The sequence below is a fragment of the Xanthomarina spongicola genome (assembly GCF_003148645.1).
Classification (GTDB): domain Bacteria; phylum Bacteroidota; class Bacteroidia; order Flavobacteriales; family Flavobacteriaceae; genus Xanthomarina; species Xanthomarina spongicola.
Map to the genome: position 1 here is coordinate 104,529 of NZ_QGGP01000004.1, position 12,448 is coordinate 116,976.

Here is a 12,448-nt window from a genome sequence, read left to right on the forward strand (position 1 = left end):
AATTTTTTTATTAAAAAAAGACGCAAAACATATGTTTTGCGTCTTTTTTCCTTATATAATTGATACTAATATTAAATTAAATAAAAATTATTTCTTTAGTTCTTAATTATTTTTTTGATAGTAATATTGCTATCATTCTTGAAATGGATAAAATAAATTCCAGAATTAAGTTTTGATAAATCTATAGTGCTTTGTCCATTTATTACAGATCCACTAAATATTTCTTTTCCGTTTATATCTATCAACATATAAGTACTGCTCAAATTTGAAATAATAGTAATATAGTCTGAAGCTGGATTAGGATAAATAGTTATAGTATTATCTTCTAAAACAACTTGTTCCACTGTTAATGTAGAAAACATAAAGCTTGTATTACCTGTTAATCCAGTACCTGCTAAAATACCATTTCCAAAAACAACTGTTCCATCGTCTACAACATCTACTTGCATAAAACTCTCTAATGGTGAATATGCCAAGACTAATGCCGAATCGTTAGATAAAATACTAATCTCTCCAGACGTTGGACCTCCATTAACCGTTAAACTTACTAATGGAATTACTGTCCCTGCAGTATGAGCTGCAAAAGTTGCTGCATTGGTTACTGTTGTTATTAAATATAAATCTTTGTCTGCCATTGAGGGATCTAATCCTGAGACAGCTGCTCCATCTAGAGCTGTAGGTGTGCCTGAAGTTCCAGTTGGTAAGTACTCATTAAAAGTTGCTGTTATCCCATCTGGTAATACAATTACAAAACCATAAGATTCTGTTATTGGTGTAAAAGTACCAGAATCATAATTTGGTACTGCAGCTACGGTAAAGTTATAACCATCATCATGTATTAAAGTATAGCTGTAACCATCTTGAGCATAAACTTGTGTTGAAAACAAGCTCGTTAAAAAAATGAGTGATAAATATGTAAAATTTTTCATAGTATTAAAATTTAAATCAATAGTGTTTTGTTAAAATTTATGGCAATTGTTCTAGTATTTGATGCGTGCTTAGATTGAATACATTTCCTGGGTGTGCTAAGACAATCTGTAAAATAAATGGTGTTTCTGGAGTAGATCCAGTATATTGAACTCTCCCATTCATATCTACATCAAAATTATAATAGCCATCTACAAAGTGGGTTGGTAAATTAAATATATTACTTGGATCATTAAGTACAAAAGATAAGATACTTGGCGAATCTGGTACAACCCCAGAATATTGTATGATGTGATCTCCATTCGTATTTCCAGCCCAAAGCCCTGTATCTCCTGAACCTAAAACGACTTGGGCATTTGTGCCATAAGTTGAGATACTTCCATCGGAAAAATTAAATGTAGAAGGAGTAAAATTCAAAATATTTGGCCCATTAGACATAACTCCCAAATGGTTTCTATGGTTAATTGAGACATAATAAGATTTTGCCCATAGATTAAAAGCTATTTCAGATACTCCATCGACATCTACAACATCTCCATCTCGTTGTAACAGAGCAGATCTGGTTTGTAATTTATTTCCTGGACTTAAGGCATTTCTAAGTGAAATCTCTACCCAATCTACAATAGCGTTATCTCCTGTTACATTAAAAACAGAAACATCGCATGTTAAACCATCTACATAAGGACTTGTTGTTGGAATATACCCAAGAGATCTCAAATTATCTCTCATTAAATGCTCTTCACCAGAAACTGGATTTAGCATAGCGCCTTGCAAAAATACTTTTGGTTGTAATTTAGCATTACAGTCCGTATCACTAAATAGTGTTTGGTTGTCTATTGCTGTCCAGTTGGTATTAGAATAAGAAATATCATCTACTAAAGCACAATATAAGCTTGGGTTTCCAGAAGCATCAAAATTTACAAAGTTTGTATTATTCCCATTCTTGACATTTAAAACTTCTAATTGATTGTTAGAGCAATCTAAAGATGTTAATGTTGTAATAATACTAACATCTAAACTTTTTAAATTATTATTACTACAGTTTAATATTTGTAAAGAATTAAAAGCTCTTCGTTCAACCGTTTTAAATTGTAAATCATTACGCGTTAATGTAACTACGTTACCAAAAATTAAACTACTAATGTCTGTTATAGAATTTCCAGATAAATTAATTTCTGTAACACTAGTAAAAGCTTCAAGTCCAGTTATATCTATAATTCCAGAGCCACTTAAATCTAAAGTCCCTGTATAATTAGATGCTTCTTCATAAGACATCACACCATCCATGTCTGTATCAATAACTCCCAAATAAGCATTAATTGCAGTGTCTAAATTTGGATCTGTAGTATAAACTGTCCAAACGGAATTACAATCTTCACTAAATGCAGCAGTTGGATCTACTTCTGTCCAATTAGCTGTTGAATAAGCTGCGTCATCTACAGAAATACATTCAAGACTAGGGTTATTAGTTATGTCTATATATGTTACGCTGGTGTTCATACCATTGGTTAAATCTAATCGGTATAAGTTTGGCATATCGTTAGCATATAAACTTGTTATGGCATTGTTTGATAAATCCAAACTTTCTAGAGGTGTATTGTAAACACCTAAATTCCAAAGCAGTGGATTATTAGAAAGATCAATACTCGTTAAGTTAGGATTGTCGGCAATCCACATTTGTCGTAATTCTACATTTTGACTTAAATCTAACGCACTAATTTGAGTAACTTCTGTTGTTAAGTTTTGAATAACTGTAAGATTAGTAACGTCTAAACTTGTAATCGGGTTCAAACCTACTGCTAAATTGAGTAAACTTATATTCTGACTCACATCTACAGAAGTCAATAGGTTACCCTCTAAGTATAATAATTCAAGTGCTGTATTACTTGTAACATCAATGGTTGAAATTAGATTGTTATGCAACCACAGCCTTTTTAAAAGTGTATTGTTGGAAACATCTATTGAAGTTATTTGATTGTCGTTAATATAAAACCTGTCTAAAGCTATGTTATTAGACACATCAATGCTAGAAAAATTATTACTACCTAAATATAATTCAGTTAAAGCTGAATGAGATGAAACATCTATAGAGGAAACTGTATTGCCTTCTAATGAGAATCTTGTTAATGCCAAATTATTTGAGATATCTATACTAGATAATTGATTATTTCTTAAAAACAACCATTCTAACGCAGTGTTTTGTGTAACATCTATAGACGTTATGCTATTTTCATTAGCTGCAAAACGCTCTAAATTTGTAAAACCTTCTAATCCAGTTAAGTCAGAAATTGTAGCATTTACATTAGGGAGATTAGCATTATTTAGAGGATCGCTAATGTATAGTTGAGTAACAGCTAGTGCATTGGTTTCCAAAATATTTCCGTTTAATCCATTGGTGTCATAACCTAAATCTATTAGTGCTTGCTCAAAATTGGCATCTGGAATAGCTATAGTTGTGGTGTTATTACAATCTGTACTTAATACTTTTCCTGAATCAACCATAACTTGCGAAGTAGTAGCATCTGTATTTATACAAGTTAATAGTGGGTTATTCGACACATCAAATACAGTTACGTTTATGTTATTACCGTTTCTAAAATCCATAAAACTAAGTGATGCATTATTTCCTGCATATAGGGTTTCTATAGCAGTGTTTGATAAATCTAAACTTGATATTGAGGTGTTATAAATACCTAAATTAAAAAGCAATGGATTGTTTGATACATCAATACTTGTCAAATTAGGATTGTCTGCAATCCACATTTGTCGTAATTCTGGATTTTGGCTTAAATCTATTGCACTAATTTGTGTAACTTCAGTTGTTAAGTTTGTAATAACTGTAAGATTAGTAACGTCTAAACTTGTAATCGGGTTCAAACCTACTGCTAAATTGAGTAAACTTGTATTTTGACTAACATCTACAGAAGTTAGCAAATTATTTTCTAACCATAATACCTCAAGTGCTGTGTTATTTGTCACATCAATAGAAGCTATTTGATTGTTGTGAATCTGCAACCTTTCCAAAAGGACGTTTTGAGTTACATCTATAGTTGTAATACTATTATCATTTGCATATAATCGTACTAAGTTTGTAAAACTTTCAATACCTGTCAAATCTGAAATTGTAGCATTAACATTCGGTAAATTAGTATTGTTTAACGGATCACCTATATATAGATTCGTTACTGCAAGCGCATTGGTTTCTAAAATATTTCCGTTTAAGCCATTGGTGTCAAAACCTAAATCAATCAAGGCTTGCTCAAAATTGGAATCTGGAATTGCAATCGTTGTGGTATTACTACAATCTGTACTTAATACTTTTCCAGAATCTACCATAACTTGTGCTGTTACAGCATCTGTATTAATACAAGTTAAGTTTGGCGTGTTAGGCACATCAAAAACGGTCATGTTTACGTTGTTTCCATTACGTAAATCCATAAAACTAAGAGCAGCATTATCTCCAGCGTATAAACTTGTAATTGCATTGTTCGATAAATCTAAACTAGCAATAGGTGTGTTAAAAGTTAATAAGTTCCAAAGCTGAGGGTTGTTTGATACATCTATACTTGTTAAGTTAGGATTATCTGAAACCACGAGTTGTTCAAGAATTGTGTTCTGACTTAAATCTAATGAGTTTATTAAGGTCCCTTCAGTAGTTAAAGCCTCTATTACAGTGAGATTAGTAACATCTAAACTGGTAATTGAGTTATAGCCTACAGCTAAATTAAATAAATTGGTATTTTGACTGACATCCACAGAAGTCAATAGGTTACCCTCTAAGTATAATAATTCAAGTGCTGTATTGTTTGTTACATCAATAGTTGAAATTAAATTGTTATGCAACCACAGCCTTTTTAAAAGTGTATTGTTGGAAACATCTATTGAAGTTAATTGATTGTCATTAATGTAAAACCTATCTAAATTAATATTATTAGTTACATCAATACTTGATAGATTGTTACTTCCTAAATATAATTGAGCTAAAGCAGTATGGCTGGATACATCTATATTGGACAGATTATTGCCTTCTAATGATAAAAGAGTTAAACTTAAATTGTTCGAAATATCTATGGTGCTTATTTGATTATTTTTTAAAAATAATAACTCCAATGCCGTGTTTTGTGTAACATCTATGGACGTTAAACTATTATCATTTGCTGAAAAACGTTCTAAATTTGTAAAACCTTCTAATCCAGTTAAGTCTGAAATAGGAGCATTTACATTTGGGAAATTGGGGTTGTTAACAGGATCACTAATGTAGAGTTGAGTAACAGCTAGCGCATCTACTTCTAATATGTTACCATTTAAGCCATTGGTGTCAATACCTAAATCGATTAAGGCTTGTTCAAAGTTGGTGTCTGGTATAGCAACTGTAGGATTCGACTCATTAAGATATAATCTGGCAATAGATCCTGATAATGCTCCATTTCCAACTACCATTAAATCTTGATCATTGTCGTTATCTACATCTGCAAAAGCTAGAGCAGATTCATTGGTTCCTTCAATTTGAACGCTTAATTCTTCGACAAAATTTCCATTGCCATCGTTACTAAAAACTTTAGATTGTAAACCACCCGTAATTACTATATCTTGATCGTTATCACCATCAATATCAGCAAAATCTAGAGCCTCTCCACTCATTGATGCAAAAGGGGTTCCAAGAACTAAAGAGTAATTACCACTACCATCGTTTTCATAAAGAAAAACACCTTGACCTGTACTAGTAACACCTGTTAATAGTAAATCATTGTCATTGTCACCATCAATATCTGCAAAAGATACTGAAGATTGATATACACCTACAAGAGGTTGGCTTGGCATGATGGTAAAGTTCCCACTACCATCGTTGGTATATAAGAAAGAATTTATATTAGCACTAGCATCTACTCCAGTAATTAAAATATCTAAATCATTATCGTTATCAATATCTAAAAACTCGGAATCACTCGACCCAGTTACTATAAAAGGTGTTCCAATAACTTCTGTAAAATTACCGCTACCATCATTAGTATAAAGTTTGGTAATATATGATGCTGTTCCAGCACCTGTTATTAGTACATCTAAATCATTGTCGCCATCTATATCAGCAAAATCCAAAGAGGGTTCCCATAAATCATCGAATGGAGTGCCTACTACTTCTGTAAAAACACCAGTACCATCATTAGTATATAGTTTAGTTTGTCTCGAATATGGGAAGTTAGTACTAGTATTTCCTGCTATTAGCACATCTTGGTCGTTATCACCATCAATATCGGCAAATGCTATTGCGCTTCCTATAAAAAATGCTTGAAAGGTAGTGCCTGGCACTAACGCATAGCCACCTAATCCATCATTGGTGTATAATTTAGTTGTGGGATTAGTTCCATCATATCCTGTAATCAATACATCATGGTCGTTGTCTCCATCAACGTCGGCAAATGCAACGTCACCCCTAACGCCATCAAAAGGCACTGTTACGTCTTCCGTAAAAACTATTTGCGCATTTAAGTTAATTGAAAATAATAAAGAAAAAACTAGAGTTAATCTAAAGTAAAAATATTTCATAGTTAGCTGGTTTGGTTAGAATACAAAACTGGTATATTCTAAAAATTGATTAATAGCACTATGTAATTTATGGATTAGCTAACCAAACAAAGAATTTTTGTCGTGAATGACAGCTTTCTGTTCACAACCTACATGAAATTATAAATGAAATACCAGAAAATTAGGTCTTGTTAAGAATATCTTTTAAAGCTTGTTTATACACACGAGATAAATTAATCCACTCACCAGTATCTAGCATAACTTTATTTGAATTAATAATTTTAATTCTATTAATATTTACAATGTAAGATTTATGAATACGTACGAATATTTGAGATGGTAGCATTTTTTCAACTTCAATCATAGTATTTCTATCTACTTCTGGATTCTTTTTAGTGTCTAAAAAATATTTTACATAATGCCCATCAGACTTAACATATAAAATATTTGAAGAATTAATCGACGCTTTACTTTTTAACTGAATTAACTTATCTTCATGAGGTTTGCCCATTTCTTGCTTTGCTTCTCTTATAGCATCAATCTTTTTTTGAATGTCTTTAAACTCACTTTCTATTGCCTTATGGCGTTTAAAAAAAATAAATACTATAAAAACCAATACTAAAATAACAATCAAGGCTATTGCAAAACTAGATTTAAAAAATTGTTTAGAATCTTTGGTTTCGTTTATAACTGTCTCATATACTTTTGCTTTATCAACTCTAATGGCATTATTTAAATTTGATATTCTAGAATCTGAAAGCTCCACGTTTTTAGGTCGAGACTCTTGAGAAAGCTTTATATACTTATCTGCTAGTTCAGTATTCCCCATGCCTTTATAAATTCTAGAATGCAAGGAATAATTAGTAGGCAACAAAAAGTTCAAATTATTTTCTCTTGCTAAAACAAGGCAAGAATCAGCATACTCTAGTGCTAATTTAAAGGCTTCGTTTTGTAATTCAAGCTCACCTAGCAAATTCAAATTTTGGCCAATAAATCGTTTATTGTTTAAATCTTTAAAACCTTTATACGACTTATTTAAGTAATATTCTGCACTATCTAATTCCTGATATTGAAGAAACGTTAATCCAACATTCATTTTTGCTATACTAGCAGGCAAAATTTCTAATTGTTTAGAATGATACTTATCTAATTTCTTAAAATAAAAATATGCCGAATCATTTCGGTTTAAGCGTTTATGGTTCATTGCAATATTATTCATAACCATATATTGCGCTTTCTCATCTGAAATAGCTTCTGCAATATTTAATGCAAGATGATACATATTATTACTCTCAATAACATGCCCTGAATTTCTTTGCGAATTTCCTAATGCTACATAAGCACTGTATTTCCAATACTCCAGATTATTTTCTTCGGAATAACTTAGTAATTTATTGGCATAAAAAGTTAGACTGTCTGTATTTTTTGCATGCTTTTTTAAAAGATTGTTCAATTTTATAACTTCCTGATTATTTAGAAGCTCAGATTGTCCATAACCTGAAAAATTAAGGGATAAAAAAAGTAAACTGAATACAGAATATAAAATAGTTTTATTCATTATAAAATTTAAGTCAGAACAATATATAAGATTTCAATGTAATAACCAACCTACAGTGTTCTAAGATGAAAGTTCTTTTAAACATACAACAAACTTTAATATAGAATTATATTAATAAAAGTATGTAAATTGTTACGTATATTTAACCAATTACTTATTGATTCTTAATTATAGTTTATGGATAACTTAACATTCGTTCCTCTTGCTTTTACTGTCATGCTTGGGCCTCAAATTTTGGTCCCTATGTTACTTATAACAAGAAAAGACCCTGTAAAAAGTTCTTTAGTGTATATTTTATCTATTACCGCTAGTATTATTTTAACAACCTATATTTACTATTTTGTAATACAAGCAACACATTTTCATAAATTATCTTCTCATGGGAAACCCTATTTTAAATATCTTCTTGCTGGTATCCTTTTTTATATTTTAATTAAAACAATTATTAACAGAAAAAAACTAACCAAACTTCCTAAATGGTTGGAAAGTGTTAAAAATGCTACATTATCTAGAATTGCGCTAATTGCTTTTTTTCTTATTGCTTTAATGCCAGGAGATATAGCTATGTCCTTTACGGTTGGAAGTCTTCTAAACACGCACAACAGTTCTATATTAGGGGCTTTTCCGTTTTTTGCTATGGTGAGTTTAATATCAGCTATACCGCTATTTGTTTATTGGAGTTTTGGAAAAAAAGGAAATCAGATTATGGATAAATTAAACATCTGGCTAAATACTCATGGCTACGTTATAAACATTTTAACGCTGTCAATTTTTATTTTTCTCATCCTTTTTTAAAACAATGTTAATATGGAATACTTAATTGAAGCCCTACACTAAAAAAGAGTTTTACTTTGTTTAGATTATTAATGTAAGCCATATCAAAATTCACAGGTCCAAGAATAGAATTATAAGAAATTGTTGTTCCCATTGAAAAAAGCAAACTAGTATTTGTTGTATTAATCCAATCTCCTTTTGGAGAAAAAGCATCCTTCATATAATCATCAAAATCACCAAATCCAACAGAGGCTAAGTTAACATATGGTGTTACATAAATATTATTTAATGGATTGAATTGAGATCCAAAATTTAGTTTCATAAATTGAGTCGCTACTAATTCTGAATCTTCAAGCCCTTGAAACACAAAAGTATCTCTAATGGGTCTTACAAGATTTCCACCTAATAAATATTTAGCTGCTTGACCATATTGTAAAATTGAAACTTCATTTTGCCCAAGTTTGTCAATAAACATAAATCTTGAAGACATGCCAGCTATTAGTGTTGTTTTTCTAGTTATCGCCATTCTTTTTTCAAACAATAAACTAAGTTTTGAAAAACCATTTGTAGAACTATCTGTGTTGTTTTGTGGATTATCTTCATATGAAACATCTACATCATGAAGAATAGATCTACCTATTCGAGTATTAATGTACATACCAGATGTAGCAAAGAAAACCTGATTCATTGAATTATGATGAAACTGGAAACTTACTTCCACATTATTAAAATCGTACTTTCTTAAATCATACGCATTATTAGTAAACGAAGGGTCGACTGAAGGTTTTAATTTTACAAATTCATAATTAATATCTAATCCAATGTAATTATATATAGAATTAAGATTTTTATTAATTTGACCATAAACTTGGAAATATGAAGTTTTTAATTCTTCCCCTTTATTTCCTTGAACAAAATAATTTTGCTTTAATTTTTGACCAAAAGATTCTGCTCGCCACCACCAATTTTTAGTCTCACCAACATTTTGCTGATATTGAATTCTATACTTTGGATGCTCTGCAATATCGAGACCTATTAATAATCGTGAAGAATATCCTAAAATATTTCTTCCAGAATAATTAACAACCAGGCCTACACCTTGTTGAGTGTCATAATGGAGTGCACCACTTATTTGATTTTTAGCTTTCTCAAAACCATATAAATGCATATATTTTAATCCATCTACAGCTTCAATTCTATATGTTAATTGATAAAAAAGCTCAGTTCCCATGGCTCTGTCAACAGCACTAATCAATTCTTTGATATGATATTTTTTATTTGGAGAAATATTCATTCTTGCCTTTACAAGATTTAAATTCTCTTTACTAATATCATGATATAAAATACTATCAATAACAAATTCATCTTTTACTTCAGGTAATTTATGTGTTCTTTGTTTATACGTCTTTAATTTTTCAGCTAAAGCAGCTAATTGACTAACATTAGCATCTTTTGCAATTAAACCTTGTTTATAAATGGCATTACTTTTTTCGAAATCTTGAGTAGAATAAGTTAGGTTTTCAACATGATCGATTAAAATATCACACAATGCTCTATTTGCAGGATCTTTTAGATTACTAGTTAACATAGATGTTTGAAATAAAATAGTTGCAATATTATCCAGCTTCTCTTTTGGCTGTAACCCTCCACCAACATCGCTACCAATTATAATATCTGCTCCTAATTCTTTGGCTATATCTGTCGGGAAATTATCTACTACGCCTCCATCAACTAATAAGGTTTCATTATATGGAACAGGCTGAAACACACTGGGTATAGACATACTAGCTCTAATAGCAATTGCTAGAGAGCCTTCATCTAAAACAACCACATTACCATTAACTAAATCTGTAGCTACTGCTCGGAAAGGAATTGAAAAATCATTAAAATCAGTAACATTATATACAGGATAAACTAAAGAAGATAAAAACTCTCTAAGGTTTTGATCTTTCAATAAAGAGGCTTTTATTTTTGGCTTGCCATTTATATAATCTAAACTAACCAAATAACGTCCAAATTCACTCTTCTCTTCTACGCCTACATCTCGTAAAGACACATCTCCACCTAAAAGCTCACTCCAATTAGCCTGACTTGCAATTTTAGCAATACTATCTCCAGAATAACCCATAGCATACAAACCTCCAACAACACTTCCCATACTCGTTCCAACAATTAAATCTGGTACAATTCCCAAACTATCTAAAGCTTGTAATACTGGAATATGTGCTATGCCTTTAGCTCCTCCTCCACTTAAAACTAAGGCAACTTTTGGTTTTTCTTCTTGCGAAAAAATGCTTAATGGAAGTGAAATAAATAAAGTAAGCATACATACTCCCAAAAAACTTTGGTTTAAGCAAACTAAACTTTTAAAACAAGACCTTATTAATGAGATTGGCTTGTTTTTAATGAGTTTATTAATCATACAAAATTTCTTAATGTCTAAAGGTAAAATTATCTGTGTAAAAACTACAAACATTATATTATTAGTTTATACAAAGCAAATTGGTTAAAAATTTATTTAATTGTATTTTTAAGTCAAAAATAAAATTACATTTGTTTAGTTAATTAACTGGCTAAAATAATATTTGTCTTAAAAACAATACACAAACACTAAGAAACACATTACTTTATACATAATTAAATTTAATAAAAATGAAAAAACTAATTTTAGCTCTAATGGTTATTACATTAGTGATGAGTTGTACTTCTGAAGTTGATAATTCAGAAAAAAACCTCGCATTAATAGGAAATTATGTGAAGGCTGTAGAAAATATGGATTTTGATGCTATGGATTTATATCTAGATGAAAACTATCTAGGTTTAGGCCCTTCATATGGAGACTCCATTAACAAAACACAAGCTATTGCTAATTGGAAAAATAATGTTGAAACTCTGTATAAAAAAGTTCATTACGATAAATCAAGAAATGCTGCTATAAAAATTACTACTGGAGATAATCAAGGAGAATGGGTTTCTAATTGGGCAGAATTAAAAATTGATTATAAAAACGACAAAGGTTCTGTAATTATTTGGGCAAATTCAATTTATCAAATAGAAAATAATAAGATTATAAAAAGTTATACTTTCTATAATGAAGCTGATGTTCTAGAACAATTAGGCTATGTATTTATAAACCCAAACAATTTATAATCTCAAAAATTATATAAAATGAAAAATATCATATTTACATGTATAATTATAATGTCTTTTAATTTTGCTGCTAAAGCTCAAAGCAAATCTATAGCTTCAAGCATAGGATTATATGTTTTCCCAGCAAACAATCAAGACCAAGCTACGCAAGATGCAGATGAAGCTGCATGTTATAAATGGGCAATGAATCAAACAGGTTTCGACCCAATGAATCCTACTAAAGTTCAAGCTGCGCAAGTTGATAAATCGGTAGATGGAACTGCTGTAGTTGGAGCTGCTGGTGGAGCTGCTGCTGGAGCTGCTATTGGTGCCATTGCTGGAGATGCTGGAGAAGGAGCTGCTATTGGTGCTATTCTGGGTGGTTTAAGAGGTAGAAGAGCAAAAGTTTCTCACGACCAACAACAACAAAAACAAAATAATCAAGCTGCTGCTAATCAAGAAAAAGCTATGAGCGACGATTACAAAAAAGCCTTTTCAGCTTGTATGGAAGGAAAAGGATACACAGTTAAATAACTA

Annotated in this window: 7 protein-coding genes; 3 read left to right on the forward strand and 4 right to left on the reverse strand. The window is 30.8% G+C overall.

Annotated elements, in window-relative coordinates; translation table 11 throughout:
• Positions 1–95 precede the first annotated feature (95 nt).
• From LX78_RS09325 to LX78_RS09335, 3 genes are all read right to left on the reverse strand, one after another.
• Complete coding sequence (locus LX78_RS09325; RefSeq protein ID WP_109682399.1) at positions 96–929, reverse strand: T9SS type A sorting domain-containing protein; 834 nt, start codon at positions 927–929, stop codon at positions 96–98.
• A 37-nt stretch (positions 930–966) separates the two neighbouring features.
• On the reverse strand, positions 967–6,471 hold the full coding sequence (locus LX78_RS09330) for an FG-GAP-like repeat-containing protein (protein WP_109682400.1): 5,505 nt from the start codon (positions 6,469–6,471) through the stop codon (positions 967–969).
• Between the two features lie 160 nt (positions 6,472–6,631).
• Positions 6,632–8,008 (reverse strand): LytR/AlgR family response regulator transcription factor, encoded by a 1,377-nt coding sequence (locus LX78_RS09335; protein WP_109682401.1) that lies wholly within the window; start codon positions 8,006–8,008, stop codon positions 6,632–6,634.
• Between the two features lie 177 nt (positions 8,009–8,185).
• On the opposite strand from LX78_RS09335, the gene LX78_RS09340 reads away from it, so the two are divergent.
• Positions 8,186–8,803 (forward strand): GAP family protein, encoded by a 618-nt coding sequence (locus tag LX78_RS09340; RefSeq protein ID WP_109682402.1) that lies wholly within the window; start codon positions 8,186–8,188, stop codon positions 8,801–8,803.
• A 7-nt stretch (positions 8,804–8,810) separates the two neighbouring features.
• On the opposite strand, the gene LX78_RS09345 is transcribed toward LX78_RS09340, so the two are convergent.
• Positions 8,811–11,120 carry a patatin-like phospholipase family protein gene (locus tag LX78_RS09345; RefSeq protein ID WP_245881508.1) on the reverse strand — a complete coding sequence of 770 codons (2,310 nt, stop codon included), beginning with the start codon at positions 11,118–11,120 and terminating at the stop codon, positions 8,811–8,813.
• Between the two features lie 314 nt (positions 11,121–11,434).
• Between LX78_RS09345 and LX78_RS09355 the strand changes: the two genes are divergently transcribed.
• The gene (locus tag LX78_RS09355) at positions 11,435–11,932 is read left to right on the forward strand and encodes a nuclear transport factor 2-like protein (protein ID WP_109682405.1); all 498 of its coding nucleotides are present in this window, start codon (positions 11,435–11,437) and stop codon (positions 11,930–11,932) included.
• 18 nt (positions 11,933–11,950) lie between these two features.
• Entirely contained in the window at positions 11,951–12,445 is a 495-nt protein-coding gene (locus tag LX78_RS09360) for a glycine zipper domain-containing protein (RefSeq protein WP_221407900.1), read from the forward strand.
• Positions 12,446–12,448 lie beyond the last annotated feature (3 nt).

Excerpts from the sequence above, each read along its gene's own strand:
- LX78_RS09325 (WP_109682399.1), bottom strand. The coding sequence starts at position 929 with ATGAAAAATTTTACATATTTATCACTCATTTTTTTAACGAGCTTGTTT.
- LX78_RS09330 (WP_109682400.1), bottom strand. The coding sequence starts at position 6,471 with ATGAAATATTTTTACTTTAGATTAACTCTAGTTTTTTCTTTATTATTT.
- LX78_RS09335 (WP_109682401.1), bottom strand. The coding sequence starts at position 8,008 with ATGAATAAAACTATTTTATATTCTGTATTCAGTTTACTTTTTTTATCC.
- LX78_RS09340 (WP_109682402.1), top strand. The coding sequence starts at position 8,186 with ATGGATAACTTAACATTCGTTCCTCTTGCTTTTACTGTCATGCTTGGG.
- LX78_RS09355 (WP_109682405.1), top strand. The coding sequence starts at position 11,435 with ATGAAAAAACTAATTTTAGCTCTAATGGTTATTACATTAGTGATGAGT.
- LX78_RS09360 (WP_221407900.1), top strand. The coding sequence starts at position 11,951 with ATGAAAAATATCATATTTACATGTATAATTATAATGTCTTTTAATTTT.